The organism is Mesorhizobium sp. M1217 (assembly GCF_040318275.1).
Taxonomy (GTDB): domain Bacteria; phylum Pseudomonadota; class Alphaproteobacteria; order Rhizobiales; family Rhizobiaceae; genus Mesorhizobium.
The window spans coordinates 227,705-244,655 of the sequence record NZ_JAMYMA010000002.1 but is presented as its reverse complement, the minus strand read 5'-3'; the positions used below and the strand labels follow the sequence as shown (position 1 = coordinate 244,655).

Here is a 16,951-nt window from a genome sequence, read left to right as displayed (position 1 = left end):
ATGGCAATGAATGATGATGCTACGCTCGATGTTGCCATCATTGGTGGCGGCATCATCGGCATCTGCGCCGCCGCCTTTCTGGCCGAGGCGGGGCGAAACGTCACGATCTTCGATCGGACGGGGATCTGCGAGGAAACCAGCTCCGGCAATGCCGCTGCCTTTGCCTTCTCCGACGTGCTGCCGCTCGCCCACAAGGGCATGATCAGGCAGCTGCCGAAATGGCTCGCCGACCCGCTCGGCCCGCTCAGCATTCCGCCCGCCTATTTGCCGAAGCTGTTGCCTTGGCTGGTCCGCTTCTGGCGGGCCGGCCGAAGCGACCGCTATGAAGCCGGCCTTGCCGCGCAGGCCGGGATGATGAAGCTCGCCGAGGCGGAATGGATGGGCTTGCTCGACCGTTCCGGCACACGGCCGATGCTGCACGAGGACGGCTCGCTCGAACTCTACGAAAGCGAGGCCGAGTTCAAGGCGTCGCTGCCCGGCTGGGCGGCAAGGCAGCGCTTCGGCATCGGCTTCAACCATGTCGAAGGCAGCGCTCTCGCCGCCTTGCAGCCCGGCCTGTCGCCGCGCTTCGCCAGGGGCACGTTCGTGCCGGGGTGGAAGACCGTCGCCGACCCCAAGCTGCTTGGAAAGGCCTTATGGGCCTATGCCGAGAGGTTGGGCGCGGGGTTCGAAAAGGCCCGGATCGAGCGTATCGAGGCGGGACAGGGCGACGCGATCCTGACCATGGCCGACGGTACGACGCGTCGGGCAAAGCATGTCGTCATCGCTGCCGGGGCCTGGTCGCATCTGCTGGCGAGACATCTCGGCGACGGCATCCCGCTGGAGACCGAGCGTGGCTACAACACGACGCTGCCGAAGACTGCGTTCGACGTAAAGCGGCAATTGATCTTCTCCGGGCATGGCTTTGTCATCACGCCGCTCGAGACCGGCCTGCGCGTCGGTGGCGCGGTCGAGCTCGGCGGCCTCGAAAGGCCGCCCAATTATGCGCGCTCGAAAGCACTGCTCGAAAAGGCGCAAAAATTCCTGCCAGGGCTGGATCCGGCCAATGGCCGCGAATGGATGGGGTTCCGGCCGTCGCTGCCGGATTCGTTGTCGGTGATCGGGCGGTCGCAAAAAACGCCGTCGGTGGTGTATGGCTTCGGCCATGGTCATCTCGGCCTGACCCAGGCCGCGGCGACCGGACGCTTGATCCGTGAGCTCGTTCTCGGGCAGAGTCCATCGCTCGATCTCGGTCCGTTCAGTCCGCAACGGTTTTGAGATCGAAGACATTCAGTTGGGAGCCGGCATGGCCAAGAATTCCTTCTTCTGCATAGACGGCCACACCTGCGGCAATCCGGTGCGGCTGGTCGCCGGCGGCGGACCGCTGCTCAACGGCTCGACGATGATGGAGCGGCGAGCGCATTTCCTGGCCGAATATGACTGGATCCGCACCGGGCTGATGTTCGAGCCGCGCGGCCATGACGTGATGTCCGGCTCGATCCTCTATCCGCCGACGCGCGAGGATTGCGACATCGCCATCCTGTTCATCGAAACCTCCGGCTGTCTGCCGATGTGCGGCCACGGCACAATCGGCACTGTGACCTTTGCCGTCGAACATGGGCTGATCAAGCCGAAGACGCCGGGCGTGCTCAGGCTGGATACGCCGGCGGGCCTGGTCGTCGCCGAGTACAAGCAGGTCGGCGACTATGTCGAGGAGGTGCGCATCACCAATGTGCCGTCCTTCCTCTATGCCGAGGGACTGACGGTCGAATGCCCCGGGCTCGGCGAGATCAGCGTCGATGTCGCCTATGGCGGCAATTTCTACGCCATCGTCGAACCGCAAACGAACTATCGCGACATGGCCGACCATTCGGCGGGCGAGCTGATCGCCTGGAGCCCGGTGGTGCGGCAGCGGCTCAACGAGAAATATTCCTTCGTCCACCCGGAGAATCCCGGCATCGACAAGCTGTCGCACATATTGTGGACCGGTGCGCCGACCAACCCGCAAGCCGATGCCCGCAACGCCGTCTTCTACGGCGACAAGGCGATCGACCGCTCGCCCTGCGGCACCGGCACCTCGGCGCGGATGGCGCAGCTTCACGCCAAGGGCAAGCTTGGGGTTGGCGACGACTTCGTCCATGAATCGATCATCGGCTCGCTGTTCAAGGGCAGGGTGGAAAAAGAGGTCACCGTCGCCGGCAAGCCGGCGATCATTCCGTCGATCGGCGGCTGGGCACGGATGACCGGATTGAACACGATCTTCATCGACGACCGCGACCCGTTCGCGCACGGCTTCGTCGTCAAATAGAAAAAACGCTGACGCAGGGGAAAAAAGAGAGCGTAAACGGATTGCGATCAACGACGCAACGATCCCGCTCATCAACTTATTTTGACGGCGATTTCTTCGAAACGAGGCGCATGGTGCGGTTGAATCGTCAAAGACATTGCGTTAGGCCAATGGTAGGGTCCGCGATGGTCCAGGGGCCGGACGGGAATAAAACGGGCAATCGGACGGCGTGCGGCGAAAACACGCATAGCCATCGAAAAATCACGTTGCAATCCGGGCTCGAAACTTTACGACTAGGGGAAATACGAAAAGGAATGCGTCTGCATGGGCGACATTCCAGGGGAGCCACGACAGCATGCAGTATTTTGTCCAGCAGCTTATCAATGGGCTGACGCTGGGATCGATCTATGGGCTGATAGCGATCGGCTATACGATGGTCTACGGCATCATCGGCATGATCAATTTTGCCCATGGCGACATCTTCATGGTCGGGGCATTCACCGCCCTCATCGTTTTCCTCATTCTCGGCGCATTGTTCTATTCCTTGCCGGTGGTGATCGCGCTGCTGATCATGATGATCGTCGCGATGCTGCTGACCAGCCTGTATAATTGGACGATCGAGAAGGTGGCCTACCGGCCTTTGCGCGGTTCGTTCCGGCTGGCGCCGCTGATCACCGCGATCGGCATGTCGATCGCCCTGTCGAACTTCGTCCAGGTGACGCAAGGGCCGCGCAACAAGCCGATCCCGCCGATGGTGTCCACGGTCTACAACATCGAGGGCATCAGCGTATCGCTGAAGCAGATCATCATCGTCATCGTCACCGCGCTGCTGCTGGCGCTGTTCTGGTATTTGGTCAACAAGACCTCACTGGGCCGGGCGCAAAGGGCATGCGAGCAGGACCGCAAGATGGCGGCGTTGCTTGGCATCGACGTCGACCGCACCATCTCGATCACCTTCGTCATGGGTGCGGCCCTTGCTGCCGTCGCCGGCACGCTGTTCCTGATGTATTACGGCGTCATCGCCTTCTCCGACGGTTTCACGCCCGGCGTGAAGGCGTTCACCGCGGCGGTGCTCGGCGGCATCGGCTCGCTGCCCGGCGCCGTGCTCGGCGGGCTGATGATCGGCTTCATCGAAAGCATGTGGTCGGCTTATTTCTCGATCGACTACAAGGACGTCGCCGCCTTCTCCATCCTGGCGATCGTCCTGATCTTCCTGCCTTCCGGCATATTGGGCCGGCCAGAAGTCGAAAAGGTCTGAGGTCATGGCGGTCACTGTATCTCCGGAGCGCGGCGTCGTCGCCACCCCAGTGCAACGCGCCACGCGCGAGGCGCTTTATGCTGGTGCCATCGCGCTCGGCCTGTTCGTGCTGTTCATCGGCCTGCGGACCGATCAGAACATCTCCAACGAGCTGATCCTCGTACAGCGCTGGGGCCTGCTCGCCGCCGTGGTGATCGCCACCATGCTCGGCCGCTTTCTCTACGTTGCCTACGGCCAGCCCTTCCTGGCCAACCAGAAGATTGCCGACATCGCCACGGGGCTGTTGCCGGAAAGCGTGGCGACGCGGTTCTTCCGGTTGCCGTATTTCATTGCTGCCGTCGTCGTAGTGGCTGTGCTGGCGCTGCTGGCCGGCTCGCTCGATGGTTTGCTGGGGCCGGGTCTCGCCGGTTATGCGCGCTTCGCGCGGGCGCTGGCGATCATCTATGCGCTGGCCTCGGTGCTGTTCTATTTCCGCACCTTCATCCTCGCCCATTTCTCGGCGTTGGGCATAACCGCACTGGCGCTCTACCCGATCATCGTCGTGGCGGTGCTTGCCGTGTACGCAGGGTCGATGGCCGGCGGGTTCCAGGGTTCACTGAAATGGGTCGACAATTTCGGCATCCAGATCCTGATCTATGTGATGCTGGCCTGGGGGCTGAACATCGTCGTCGGCCTCGCCGGCCTGCTCGATCTCGGCTACGTCGCCTTCTACGCGGTCGGCGCCTATGCCTATGCGCTGCTCGGCACGCATTTTGGCCTGTCGTTCTGGATCCTGCTGCCCGCCGCCGGCGCCATGGCCGCCTTCTGGGGGGTATTGCTCGGGTTTCCGGTGCTACGTCTGCGCGGCGATTATCTGGCGATCGTGACGCTTGCCTTCGGCGAGATCATTCGTCTCGTGCTGATCAATTGGCGCGAGGTTACGAACGGCTCGGCCGGCATCTCCGGCATCCCCAAGGTCACCTTTTTCGGCCTGATGACGTTCAACGTTTCGGATCCGAATTATATCGCCAAGGTGTTGGATATCGCCACATCGAGCGCCTACTACAAGATATTCCTCTACTATCTGATCCTGGGGCTCTGCCTGCTCACCGCCTTCGTCACGATAAGGCTAAGGCGCATGCCTGTCGGCCGCGCCTGGGAAGCGCTGCGCGAGGATGAGATCGCCTGCCGCTCGCTCGGCATCAACACCACCACCACCAAGCTCACTGCCTTTGCCACCGGCGCCATGTTCGGCGGCTTCGCCGGCTCGTTCTTCGCGGCACGGCAAGGTTTCGTCAGCCCCGAATCCTTCATCTTCCTGGAGTCGGCCATCATTCTGGCTATGGTCGTGCTTGGCGGCATGGGTTCGCTGGTTGGCATCGCCGTCGCCGCCATGGTGATGATCGGCGGCACGGAGGTGCTGCGCGAACTCGATTTCCTGAAGCAGGTCTTCGGCCCCGACTTCACCCCGGAACTCTACCGCATGCTTTTATTCGGCATGGCCATGGTCATCGTCATGCTGTGGAAGCCGCGCGGCTTCGTCGGCAGCCGTGAACCGACAGCCTTCCTCAAGAAGAGCAAGGCCGTATCCGGCTCCTTCACCAAGGAAGGCCACGGCTGATGAGTGATACGAACCCATCTCCCATGAACGATGCCATCCTGCAGGTCGACCATCTGTCGATGAAATTCGGCGGTCTGGTCGCCATCGGCGATCTCTCCTTCCAGGCCAAGCGCGGCGAGATCACCGCGCTGATCGGACCGAACGGCGCCGGCAAGACCACGGTGTTCAATTGCATCACCGGTTTCTACAAACCGTCGGAAGGCATGCTCACGCTCAATAGGCGCGACGGCTCGAGCTATCTGCTCGAACGCCTGCCGAACCATGAAATCCCGGCACGCGCCAAGGTGGCGCGCACCTTTCAGAACATCCGCCTGTTCTCGGGCATGACGCTGCTCGAGAACCTGCTGGTAGCCCAGCACAACAAGCTGATGAAGGCGTCCGGCTACACCGTGCTCGGCCTGTTCGGCTTCAGCGGCTACCGGAAGGCATCGGCCGAGTCGGTCGAACTGGCCAGGCACTGGCTGGAGAAGGCCGATCTCGTCGACCGTGCCGACGACCCGGCCGGCGACCTGCCCTATGGCGCGCAACGACGCCTCGAGATCGCGCGGGCGATGTGCACGGGTCCGGAGTTGCTCTGCCTCGACGAGCCGGCTGCCGGCCTCAATCCGAAAGAATCAATGGCGCTCAACGCGCTGCTGATGGACATCAAAGACAACACCGGCACCTCGATCCTGCTGATCGAGCACGACATGGCGGTGGTCATGCAGATTTCCGACCACGTCGTGGTGCTCGAATACGGGCGCAAGATATCGGACGGCAGCCCGCATTCGGTACGCACGGACCCGCGCGTCATCGCTGCCTATCTCGGCGTCGAAGACGAGGAAGTCGAGACGGTACTGACCGAAGTCGGCGACGAGGACGTCATCGAGCAATTGGACACCGGTCCCGATTCCGCGCACGGCCCAGGCACATCGTCTTCGTATCTCGCCGGACCGGTGACCGATACGATCGGCCACAGCGAGGGCGAGCGCGTGACCGTGTCGAAAGGCGCCTCGAAAGCCGGGCAGTTCGATGCAAAGTCGAGTGCCGCGGCAAGCAAGGCAGCAGCGCAAGCCGCCGCTCCCCCGGCCAAGGCGGAACCCGCTGCAGCTAAGCCGACCGCGAAACCCTCCACGGCTAAGGCGCCGGCCAAGTCGAAGGTCGCGGGCGTTTCGAACCGGCTCACAGCGCCACGTGGCGGCGAGGCCGACAATCTGACCCGCATCAAGGGCATCGGCACGGTCAACGAGAAGAAGCTTAACCAGCACGGCATCTTCCATTTCGACCAGATCGCGGCATGGAAGAAAGCCGACGTCGCGGCCGTCGAGGCCTATCTCGCCTTCGACGGACGCATCGCCCGTGAGGACTGGGTTGGTCAGGCCAAGCTTCTCGCCGCCGGCAAGGAGACGGAATTTTCGCGCCGCGTCGACGCCGGGAAAGTGGAAACGAGCCACGCTTCCGGGAAAACTGCGAAAACAGTTGCCGGCAAGACTGCTGCCGCACCTGCGGGCAAGCGCGGAGGGCGCAAGTGATGGCCGGCACAACGCTGCTCGATATCAAAGGCGTCCAGACCTACTACGGCAACATCAGGGCGCTGAACGGTGTCGACGTCACCGTCAGGCAGGGCGAGATCGTGGCGCTGATCGGCGCCAACGGCGCCGGCAAGTCGACGCTGATGATGACCATTTTTGGTGCTCCGCGGGCCCGGGCGGGCACGATCACCTTCGCCGGCACCGATATTACCCAGATGCCAACGCATGAGATCGCGCGCATGCGGATCGCCCAGTCGCCGGAGGGCCGGCGCATCTTCCCGCGCATGACGGTGATGGAAAACCTGCAGATGGGCGCCAGCCTCGACGGCCTCAAGCATTACGACGAGGACGTCGAGAAGGTGTTCACGCTGTTTCCGCGCCTGAAGGAACGCATCGCCCAGCGCGGCGGCACCCTGTCGGGCGGCGAACAGCAGATGCTGTCGATCGGGCGTGCGCTGATGGCACGGCCGAAGCTGCTCCTGCTCGACGAGCCGTCGCTCGGCCTGGCGCCGCTGATCGTGAAGCAGATCTTCGACGCCATCCGCGAGTTGAACCGGACCCAAGGGCTGACAGTGTTCCTGGTCGAGCAGAACGCCTTCGGCGCGCTGAAGCTCGCGACGCGCGGCTATGTCATGGTCAACGGCAATGTGACGATGAGCGGCACCGGCAAGGAGCTGCTCGCCAATCCGGAAGTGCGCGCCGCCTATCTCGAAGGCGGCCACCACTGAGTTCAGGAGACTTCATCATGCAGGGCATTCTCTACGAGGAACCCTCGATCTGGCAGTTCTTCTTCGTCACCTGCCTGCTCGGCGGCTGGGCGGCATGGATGACCGGCAAGGCCAGCGCCCAGACATGGCGCAGCTTCCTCCAATTGTTCGCCTACATGCTCGGCCTTGGCATTGGCGTAAGGTTCATTCATCACGCGCTGTTCGGCGGCACGATGTTCTCGCTGCATTACTATATCGTGGATACGATCGTACTGATGATATTGGGCTTCATCGGCTATCAATACACGCGCACAAACCAGATGGTGACACAGTATAATTGGCTCTATGAAAGAGCATCGGTTTTGAGCTGGAAGCCGAAAGGTTGACGTTCATGATTAACGCCGTTTCGGGGATGAATCGGCGTGACAAGTGCCTGAAAATCGGCAAAGTACGTTTTCTGCGAGTAAAAGTGGGCATCGCATGAAAGCATCATCCAACGCCCACTCCGTAAATGGGAGCGTTTTACATGAAAAAATCACTTTTGTCCGCCGTCGCCCTGACCGCGCTGATCGCGTTCAGCGGCAGCGCGTGGGCTGACGTCCTGGTTGGCGTCGCCGGTCCGATCACCGGTCCGAATGCCGCCTTCGGCGCGCAGCTGCAGAAGGGTGCCGAACAGGCCGTCGCCGACATCAATGCGGCCGGTGGCATCAATGGCGAGCAGATCAAGCTCTCGGTCGGCGACGACGTCTCCGATCCGAAGCAGGGCATCTCGGTCGCCAACAAGTTCGTCGGCGACGGCGTCAAGTTCGTGGTTGGCCACTTCAACTCGGGCGTCTCGATCCCGGCGTCGGAAGTCTACGCGGAAAACGGCATCCTCGAGATCACGCCGGCCGCGACCAATCCGAAGTTCACCGAACGCGGCATGTGGAACACGTTCCGCACCTGCGGACGTGACGACCAGCAGGGCAGCATCGCCGGCGCCTATCTCGCGGCGAACTTCAAGGATGCCAAGATCGCGGTCATCCACGACAAGACGACCTACGGCCAGGGCCTTGCCGATGAGACCAAGAAGGCGATGAACGCAGCCGGCCTGACGGAAGTCATGTACGAAGGCGTCAATGTCGGCGACAAGGACTTCTCGGCGCTGATCGCCAAGATGAAGGAAGCCGGCGTTTCCATCATCTATTGGGGTGGCCTGCACACCGAAGCCGGCCTGATCATCCGCCAGGCGGCTGACCAGGGCCTCAAGGCGACGCTGGTTTCCGGCGACGGCATCGTGTCGAACGAGCTGGCCTCGATCGCTGGCGACGCAGTTGCGGGCACGCTGAACACGTTCGGCCCGGATCCGCGTCTGATCCCGACGAACAAGGAACTCGTCGAGAAGTTCCGCGCGCAGGGCTTCGAACCGGAGGCCTACACGCTTTACTCCTACGCCGCCATGCAGGCGATCGCCGAAGCAGCCACCGTTGCCAAGTCGAACGACCCGCAGGAAGTTGCCAAGGCGCTGCATGAGAAGGGTCCGTTCAAGACCGTTCTGGGCGACCTCTCCTATGACGCGAAGGGCGATCCGACGTTGCCCGGCTACGTCATGTACGAGTGGAAGAAGGGCGACGACGGCAAGTACACCTACATCCAGAAGATGTAAGCCTGTCGACGACGATAATTTTGGAGATGCCCGGCGCTTGCGCCGGGCATTTCCGTTTTGACGGCATCGAGTTGATTTAAATCGGTTTAGCCGCTGCCCGATTTTGTTTGCACTGCAGCATTTTCGCGCTAATCATGTCCGGCAGTTCCCTTCCCCGTGTCCGGAGCCCTGTCCTTGGCAATCTCGAAGATCCTTGTCGCCAACCGCTCCGAAATTGCCATCCGCGTCTTCCGCGCGGCTAATGAACTCGGCCTCAAAACCGTGGCGATCTGGGCGGAGGAAGACAAATACTCCCTGCATCGCTTCAAGGCCGACGAAAGCTACCAGGTCGGGCGCGGGCCGCACCTGACCAGGGATATGGGGCCGATCGAAAGCTATCTGTCGATCGAGGAGGTTATCCGCGTCGCCAGGCTTTCGGGCGCCGATGCCATCCATCCAGGCTACGGCCTGCTGTCGGAGAGCCCGGAATTCGCCGAGGCCTGCGCCACGGCCGGCATCATCTTCATCGGGCCAAAGCCGGATACGATGCGCAGGCTGGGCAACAAGGTCGCCGCCCGCAATCTCGCAATCGAAGTCGGTGTGCCGGTAATTCCCGCCACCGATCCCTTGCCGGACGACATGGCGGCGGTGAAGGAACTCGCCAGGACGATCGGCTACCCGGTGATGCTCAAGGCATCTTGGGGCGGCGGCGGCCGCGGCATGCGCGCCATCCGCTCCGAGGCCGATCTCGCCCGCGAGGTGATGGAAGGCAAGCGTGAGGCGAAGGCGGCTTTCGGCAAGGACGAGGTCTATCTCGAGAAGCTGATCGAGCGCGCCCGCCATGTCGAGGTGCAGGTGCTGGGCGACACGCATGGCAATGCGGTGCATCTGTTCGAGCGCGATTGTTCGATCCAGCGCCGCAACCAGAAAGTGGTCGAGCGGGCGCCGGCTCCCTATCTCGAAATGTCGCAGCGCGAGGAGCTTTGCGCCTATGCGCTGAGGATCGCGCGCGAAACCAGCTATATCGGCGCCGGCACGGTCGAGTTCCTGCAGGATGCCGATACCGGAAAATTCTATTTCATCGAGGTCAATCCGCGCATCCAGGTCGAGCACACCGTCACCGAACAAGTGACCGGCATCGACATCGTCAAAGCACAGATCCACATACTCGACGGCTTTGCCATCGGCACGGCGGAATCGGGCGTGCCGACGCAGAAGGACATCAGGCTCAACGGGCACGCGCTGCAGTGCCGCATCACCACTGAAGACCCCGAGCATAATTTCATCCCCGACTATGGCCGCATCACCGCCTATCGCGGCGCCACCGGCTTCGGCATCCGCCTTGATGGGGGCACCGCCTATTCGGGCGCGGTCATCACCCGCTTCTACGATCCATTGCTGGAAAAGGTGACGGCGTGGGCGCCGACGCCGGCCGAGACCATCGCCCGCATGAACCGGGCGTTGCGCGAATTCCGAATCCGGGGCGTGGCGACCAATCTCACCTTTCTCGAGGCGATCATCAATCACCGGAGCTTCGCCGACAATTCCTACACCACCAAGTTCATCGACACGACGCCGGAACTGTTCGCCAGCGTGAAGCGGCAGGACCGCGCGACCAAGCTGCTCAACTATCTTGCCGACGTTTCGGTCAATGGCCATCCCGAGACGCGCGGCCGGCCGCAGCCAAAAGCAGATGCGGCGCCACCGGTGGTGCCATATCTCAACGGCAATGTGCCTGACGGCAGCAAGCAGAAGCTCGACGTGCTCGGGCCGGAGAAATTCGCGGCGTGGATGCGCGAGCAAAAAGAGGTGCTGGTCACCGACACGACAATGCGCGACGGGCATCAATCCTTGCTCGCGACGCGTGTGCGCACCTATGACATCGCCGGCATCGCCGGCACCTATGCGCGCGCTCTGCCGCAGCTTTTGTCACTCGAATGCTGGGGCGGCGCAACATTCGACGTCGCCATGCGCTTCCTCACCGAAGATCCATGGGAGCGGCTGTCGCTGGTGCGCGAGGCAGCACCCAATCTTCTGCTGCAGATGCTTCTGCGTGGCGCCAACGGCGTTGGCTATACCAACTATCCCGACAACGTCGTCCAGCATTTCGTCCACCAGGCCGCTGCTGGCGGCATCGACCTGTTCCGCGTGTTCGACTGCCTGAACTGGGTCGAGAACATGCGTGTGGCCATGGATGCGGTCGGCGCCGAGGGCAAGCTGATCGAAGCGGCGATCTGCTATACCGGCGACATACTCGATCCGGCGCGGGCGAAATACGATCTGAAATACTATGTCGGCCTGGCCAGCGAATTGCAGGCGGCGGGCGCCCATATCATTGCCGTCAAGGACATGGCGGGGCTTCTAAAGCCGAGTGCTGCCCGCGTGCTGTTCAAGGCACTGCGCGAGGCGACAGACCTGCCGATCCACTTCCACACGCACGACACATCCGGCCTGTCGGCGGCCACCGTGCTGGCAGCGGTGGAGAGCGGTGTCGACGGCATCGACGCGGCGATGGATTCGCTATCTGGCAACACCTCGCAGCCATGCCTGGGTTCGATCGTCGAGGCGCTGAAGGGCACCGAGCGCGATCCGGGCCTCGACCCGCAATGGATCAGGAATATCTCGTTCTACTGGGAGGCGGTGCGCAACCAGTACGCCGCCTTCGAAAGCGACCTGAAGGGGCCAGCATCGGAGGTCTATCTGCACGAAATGCCTGGCGGGCAGTTCACCAACCTCAAGGAACAGGCGCGCTCGCTTGGGCTGGAGACGCGCTGGCACGAAGTGGCGCAGACCTATCACGACGTCAATCTGATGTTCGGCGATATCGTCAAGGTGACGCCGTCGTCCAAGGTCGTCGGCGACATGGCGCTGATGATGGTCAGCCAGGACCTGACCGTCGCCGACGTCGAGAATCCGGCGCGGGACATCGCCTTCCCGGATTCTGTGGTGTCGATGTTGCGCGGCGACCTCGGCCAGTCGCCGGGCGGCTGGCCAAAGCCATTGCAGAAGAAGGTGCTGAAGGGCGAAAAGCCGATCACGGTGCGGCCGGGTTCGCTGCTCAAGGCGGCGGACCTCACGGCCAGCCGCAGGGAGGTCGAGGAAAAGCTCGAGCGCAAGCTCAGTGAGTTCGAGTTCGCGTCGTGGCTGATGTATCCGAAGGTGTTTTCGGATTTCGCCGCCGCGCAGGAGACCTACGGGCCGGTCAGCGTGCTGCCGACGCCGACCTATTTCTACGGCATGAAGCCGGAAGACGAGATTTTCGTCGACATCGAAAAAGGCAAGACGCTGGTGGTGCGCTGCCTTGCCATGGGCGATGTCGACGAAAAGGGCATGGTCACCGTGTTCTTCGAGCTCAACGGCCAGCCGCGCCGGGTGAAGGTGCCGGACCGGGCGCATGGCGCCTCCGCTGCCAAGGCACGGCGCAAGGCGGAGCCGGGCAATGAGGCGCATGTCGGCGCGCCGATGCCTGGCGTCGTCTCGGCGCTTGTGGTCGCTGCCGGCCAGGCGGTGAAGGCCGGCGACGTGCTGCTGTCGATCGAAGCGATGAAGATGGAAACGGCGTTGCATGCCGAACGCGACGGCACCATCGCCGAGGTGCTGGTCAAGGCCGGCGACCAGATCGATGCCAAGGATCTGCTGATCGCGTTCGGGTGAAATAGGCCGGCATCAGAGAGCCTTGTCGGCGCCTGGCAGCAGCCCCTTCATGCCGCATCGATAGCACCTTGACCCGCCGCGCCCGGTCGGGCATCGAACCGCTGCAATTCGCCGCTCGGGTCCCCGTGAGTCGCGGCGAGAAACGACGCGGAGTGAAGAATATGGCCGACGACATCACCGAAACCAGCCAGACTGTTGCCGCCGGCCAGCTGCGCGCCTTCATCGAACGCATCGAGCGGCTCGAGGAAGAGAAGAAGACGATTGCCGACGACATCAAGGAAGTGTTCGCCGAGGCCAAGGGCACCGGATTTGACACCAAGGCGATGCGGTCGATCATCCGGCTGCGCAAGAAGGACCAGGCCGAGCGGCAGGAAGAGGAGTCCATCCTCGATCTGTACAAGGCCGCGCTTGGAATGGTGTAGGCCGATAACAGCCTTGGGCGCCGGTTGCGGCGCCCCTCGACGGTTCGAACCATGAGCGAATTCGATTTTGGCGCCCGCCGCGCCTCTGAATTCCGCCAACGCAGCTTCTGGACGCTGTTCGCGGAACGGCATCCGGATGAAAGGGCTCTGCTGGCGAGGCGTGGACCGTGGTTCTGGCAGCGTGGGCTGCCCGACTTCGCATTGGTCCTTTCCATGTACGTCGCGCCTGCGCAGAATCATGTCGGCGTCTTCTTCGGCCGCAACGAGAAGTTCGGTGCCACGCAAGCCTGGTCGCGGCTGAAGCCGTTCCAGCCGGCCATCGAAGACAGGCTGAAGCTCAGGCCAGAACAAAGTTGCGACGGCCTCGGCATCAATTCGATGTGGCGGGTGAATTGTTTTGCCGAAGACAATTGGCCGGCGATGACCGACTGGCTGGTGACGGAAGCCTCGCGTTTCGAGCGCGCGATTGCCGAAGTTCTGGGTCAGGAATAAAGCAGGGTTTCCAGACGCAATCCGTGTGGAAGGGTTGCGCTGGTGAGCAGAGCGAGGGAGCCGGTGGATCGATGACGATCATGTCGCGCGTTGCCGCCTTCTTCCGCTCACGCTGGCTCGGCGGCGTGCCGCTCGATCGGCTGTTCTGGCGCGACCTGGTTGTTGTCGGCACAGCGATCAACGTCGCGTCATCGGTGGCGGCGCTCATTCTGCTCGGGCTGAAGTTGCCGCTTGCGCTGGTTCTGGCGGTGCATTTCGCGCCGGTGCCCTACAACATCTTCCTGACTTTTGCCGTTTGGCGAACTGCCGGAAAATCAAGTGGCGCCAAGGCCTCGCTGATGACGCTTGGCGCCACGTTGTGGCTGATCCTGGTGGTCGTGGCCTGACGATCAGGCGGCCGGCTCGAATTTGAGCGCCACGCCGTTGATGCAATAGCGCAGGCCGGTCGGCGGCGGGCCGTCCTCGAAGACGTGGCCGAGATGGCTGCCGCAGCGGGCGCAATGGCATTCGGTGCGGACCATGCCGTAGCTGCGGTCGACAGTAGTCTCGAGCGAACCCGGCACCGGGTCGTTGAAGCTCGGCCAGCCGGTGCCGCTCTCGAATTTCAGCTTGGATTCAAACAAGGGTTGGTCGCAGCCGACGCAGGAGAAGGTGCCGGCGCGCTTCTCGTGCAGCAGGGCGCAGCTTCCCGGCCGCTCGGTGTCGTGGTTGCGCATCACCGCATATTGCTCAGGCGTCAGCCGGGCGCGCCATTCGGCGTCGGTGCGGGTAACGGGGTAGGTGTGGCTGTCCATTTTTTCCTCTTAGCTTAGGTCGCTATTTGGGTTGCCTTCCCAACTTCGCCTGAAATAGGGATTTGTTACCGCGTTTGCCCGTATTTCTATCCTGTCGCGAAGAATTCCTCAGGCGATGGCGGCGAGATAGCGCGCAACCGATGCTGAAAATGCCGCCTTTGCATCTCCGATGACGTTCTGGTTCCACCACGCGCCATAGATATGGTCGAACGCGAAAGGCTCCAGCGCGGCCTTGATGCCGAGCACTTTCGAAGCGTTGAGCGGGATGTAGTTCGGGTAGCTGTACATGAAGCTGAGATGGCGGCGAGTCGGCGTCACCTGCACGATGTCGCCGGCCAGGATGGCATTGCCGCCGTCGCGCTTCCAGTGCAGCACCTGGCCACCGGCAAAGTGGCCGCCGCAGCGGATGAGCGTCAGCGACGGGTTTATGGCGCGCGTCTCGCCTTGCCAGCTGATGATCGCCGGATGCGGCCGCATGATCCACTGACAATCATCGGCGTGCAGATAAATCGGCACGCCGCCAAACGCCTCGCTCCACTCGACCATTGCCGAATAATAATGGCAGTGGGAAATGGCGATCGCGGCGAGGCCGCCCCGGCGGTTGATCTCGGCCACCGCCTCGTCGCTGACCATCGAAATGCAGTCCCACAGCACATCGCCGTGCGGCGTTTGCGCCAGCAATGCCCGCTGGCCGATGGCGAAGCGCGGCTCGATGCCGAAGGCGAGCACGCCGGCGTCGTCTCTCATCGCGAGCCGATGGCCGGCGGCGAGCTCTTCCGGCGTGGTCCAGGCCTGGCCCTCCCAACGCACATATTGCCGCTCGTCCTCGCAGATCGGGCAATGTCGCGGCGGCGTCGCTGTCGCCGCGAACTGGACACCGCATTGCAGGCAAAGGAAACAGGTCGACCTTCCTGTTTTGCGTGGATCCATTCAGTGCTTCCTTGAAAGTTGCTTCGTCGCGGCTTCGAGGCCGGCGAGCGTCAGTGGAAACATGCGGCCGTCAAAAATATCGCGGATCATGGCAATCGAATGGGTAAAACCCCAGTTCTTCTCGGCTTCCGGGTTGAGCCATATGGCATTTGGCCATTGCTGCAGCAACCGCCCAAGCCAGACGGCGCCGGCCTCCTTGTTCCAGTGCTCGACCGAGCCGCCGGGATGGGCGATCTCGTAGGGGCTCATCGAGGCGTCGCCGACGACGATCACCTTGTAGTCGGGGCCATATTTATGCAGGAGATCGAAGGTCGGAATCACCTCGGCATGGCGGCGGCGATTGTCCTTCCACACGCCCTCGTAGAGGCAGTTGTGGAAATAGAAATATTCGAGCTGGCGGAATTCGGCGCGGGCAGCCGAAAATAGCTCCTCGACGCTCCTGATGTGGTCGTCCATCGAGCCGCCGACATCGAAGAACATCAGCAGCTTGACCGCATTGCGACGTTCGGGTTGTGTCTTAACGTCGAGATATCCGTGCTCGGCGGTGGCGTGGATGGTCCCTGGCAGGTCGAATTCCTCTTCGGCGCCTTCGCGCACCCAGCGGCGCAAGCGCTTCAGCGCGACCTTGATGTTGCGGGTGCCGAGTTCGACGGCATCGTCGAAGTTCCTGAACTCGCGTTTGTCCCAGACTTTTACCGCGCGGCGGTTGCGGCTTTCGTGCTGGCCGATGCGCACGCCTTCGGGATTGTAGCCATAGGCGCCGAAGGGCGAGGTGCCGCCGGTGCCGATCCATTTCGAACCGCCCTGATGTCGGCCCTTTTGCTCCTCCAGCCGCTTCTTCAGCCTCGCCATCAGCTTTTCGAAGCCGCCCAGCGCCTCGACCAGCTTCTTCTCCTCATCGGTCAGGTGCTTTTCGGCGAGCCTCCGCAGCCATTCCTCCGGGATGTTTGCGACATCGACCGGGTTTTCGCCAGCCCGCGCCTCGACACCTTTGAAGATGTGCGAAAAGACCTGGTCGAAGCGGTCGATGTGGCGCTCGTCCTTCACCAGAGCGGCGCGGGCGAGATAGTAAAAGCCCTCAACATCATAGTCGACCAGCCCGGCCTCCAGCCCCTCCAGCAGCGACAGATATTCGCGGAGCGAGACCGGAACCCGCGCTGCCTTCAGTTCGAGGAAGAAGGGGATGAACATCTCACGGTCTACAGCAGATCATACTCGATGAAGCCGGTCCTGCGCGCCACATGGTCGTAGAGCTTGCGTGCGGTGGTGTTGGTCTCGTGCGTCATCCAGTAGACGTTCTTGACGCCGATCTTGCCGGCTTCCTGCCTGACCGCTTCGATCAGGGCGGCGCCGACGCCCTTGCCGCGCACATCGGGGTCGGCAAACAGGTCCTGCAGATAGCAGTTGTTTATCTCCGACCAGCAGGAGCGATGGTAGAGATAGTGCGTCAGGCCGACGGCCTTGCCGTCGAGGGTGGCGATGAAGCCTTTCGGCTCGAACTCGCCCGCCGTGAACAGCCGCTTCCAGGTGACGGCGTAAACCGCTTCCGGCAACTTGGTTTCGTAGAAGGTGAGATAGGCGGTCCACAGACGCCGCCAATCGGCATGGTCGGATTGCGCCAATGGGCGGACGGTGATCTCGGTCATTTCATTTCCCTCTGAACTCGGCAACCCGAAGCTGCCTCCGTCCCTGA

General features: G+C 62.4%; 16 protein-coding genes. 12 read left to right on the top strand and 4 right to left on the bottom strand.

The genetic code is table 11. The annotated features are described in order from the left end of the window. Positions 1–6 precede the first annotated feature (6 nt). From NKH37_RS03915 to NKH37_RS03860, 12 genes are all read left to right on the top strand, one after another. On the top strand, positions 7–1,257 hold the full coding sequence (locus NKH37_RS03915) for an NAD(P)/FAD-dependent oxidoreductase (protein ID WP_352815015.1): 1,251 nt from the start codon (positions 7–9) through the stop codon (positions 1,255–1,257). 28 nt (positions 1,258–1,285) lie between these two features. Next, positions 1,286–2,287, top strand: a complete 1,002-nt coding sequence (locus NKH37_RS03910) for a 4-hydroxyproline epimerase (protein ID WP_023719661.1) — start codon at positions 1,286–1,288, stop codon at positions 2,285–2,287. Positions 2,288–2,621: 334 nt separating this feature from the next. After that, positions 2,622–3,524 (top strand): branched-chain amino acid ABC transporter permease, encoded by a 903-nt coding sequence (locus NKH37_RS03905; RefSeq protein ID WP_023719660.1) that lies wholly within the window; start codon positions 2,622–2,624, stop codon positions 3,522–3,524. 4 nt (positions 3,525–3,528) lie between these two features. Continuing rightward, positions 3,529–5,124 (top strand): high-affinity branched-chain amino acid ABC transporter permease LivM, encoded by a 1,596-nt coding sequence (gene livM / locus NKH37_RS03900; RefSeq protein WP_352480943.1) that lies wholly within the window; start codon positions 3,529–3,531, stop codon positions 5,122–5,124. Beyond that, positions 5,124–6,635, top strand: coding sequence for an ATP-binding cassette domain-containing protein (locus tag NKH37_RS03895; RefSeq protein ID WP_023719658.1), 1,512 nt, complete (start codon positions 5,124–5,126; stop codon positions 6,633–6,635). The genes livM and NKH37_RS03895 overlap by 1 nt, the downstream gene beginning before the upstream one ends. Next, the gene (locus NKH37_RS03890; protein WP_023719657.1) at positions 6,635–7,363 is read left to right on the top strand and encodes an ABC transporter ATP-binding protein; all 729 of its coding nucleotides are present in this window, start codon (positions 6,635–6,637) and stop codon (positions 7,361–7,363) included. Before NKH37_RS03895 ends, NKH37_RS03890 begins: the two co-directional genes overlap by 1 nt. 17 nt (positions 7,364–7,380) lie before the next feature. Then, a complete protein-coding gene (locus NKH37_RS03885; protein WP_023719656.1) occupies positions 7,381–7,728 on the top strand; it encodes a DUF6867 family protein in 348 nt (115 codons plus the stop codon). Positions 7,729–7,868: 140 nt separating this feature from the next. Further along, positions 7,869–8,987 carry a branched-chain amino acid ABC transporter substrate-binding protein gene (locus tag NKH37_RS03880; protein WP_023719655.1) on the top strand — a complete coding sequence of 373 codons (1,119 nt, stop codon included), beginning with the start codon at positions 7,869–7,871 and terminating at the stop codon, positions 8,985–8,987. Between the two features lie 174 nt (positions 8,988–9,161). Beyond that, the gene (pyc, locus tag NKH37_RS03875; RefSeq protein ID WP_352894714.1) at positions 9,162–12,620 is read left to right on the top strand and encodes a pyruvate carboxylase; all 3,459 of its coding nucleotides are present in this window, start codon (positions 9,162–9,164) and stop codon (positions 12,618–12,620) included. A 161-nt stretch (positions 12,621–12,781) separates the two neighbouring features. Beyond that, on the top strand, positions 12,782–13,042 hold the full coding sequence (locus tag NKH37_RS03870; protein WP_023719653.1) for a DUF2312 domain-containing protein: 261 nt from the start codon (positions 12,782–12,784) through the stop codon (positions 13,040–13,042). A 51-nt stretch (positions 13,043–13,093) separates the two neighbouring features. Next, positions 13,094–13,534 (top strand): hypothetical protein, encoded by a 441-nt coding sequence (locus NKH37_RS03865; RefSeq protein WP_023719652.1) that lies wholly within the window; start codon positions 13,094–13,096, stop codon positions 13,532–13,534. 71 nt (positions 13,535–13,605) lie between these two features. After that, positions 13,606–13,920: a hypothetical protein gene (locus tag NKH37_RS03860; protein ID WP_352480941.1), complete on the top strand. Its 315-nt coding sequence runs from the start codon at positions 13,606–13,608 to the stop codon at positions 13,918–13,920. Between the two features lie 3 nt (positions 13,921–13,923). Here the strand turns inward: NKH37_RS03860 and msrB are convergent, their stop codons facing one another. The 4 genes from msrB to NKH37_RS03840 all read right to left on the bottom strand — a co-directional run bounded on the left by msrB (position 13,924) and on the right by NKH37_RS03840 (position 16,904). Beyond that, entirely contained in the window at positions 13,924–14,328 is a 405-nt protein-coding gene (msrB, locus tag NKH37_RS03855; RefSeq protein WP_353003872.1) for a peptide-methionine (R)-S-oxide reductase MsrB, read from the bottom strand. 108 nt (positions 14,329–14,436) lie between these two features. Beyond that, entirely contained in the window at positions 14,437–15,258 is an 822-nt protein-coding gene (locus NKH37_RS03850) for an MBL fold metallo-hydrolase (RefSeq protein WP_353003870.1), read from the bottom strand. Continuing rightward, positions 15,259–16,449 carry a vWA domain-containing protein gene (locus tag NKH37_RS03845; RefSeq protein ID WP_023719648.1) on the bottom strand — a complete coding sequence of 397 codons (1,191 nt, stop codon included), beginning with the start codon at positions 16,447–16,449 and terminating at the stop codon, positions 15,259–15,261. Positions 16,450–16,457: 8 nt separating this feature from the next. Then, positions 16,458–16,904, bottom strand: coding sequence for a GNAT family N-acetyltransferase (locus NKH37_RS03840; protein WP_023719647.1), 447 nt, complete (start codon positions 16,902–16,904; stop codon positions 16,458–16,460). Positions 16,905–16,951 lie beyond the last annotated feature (47 nt).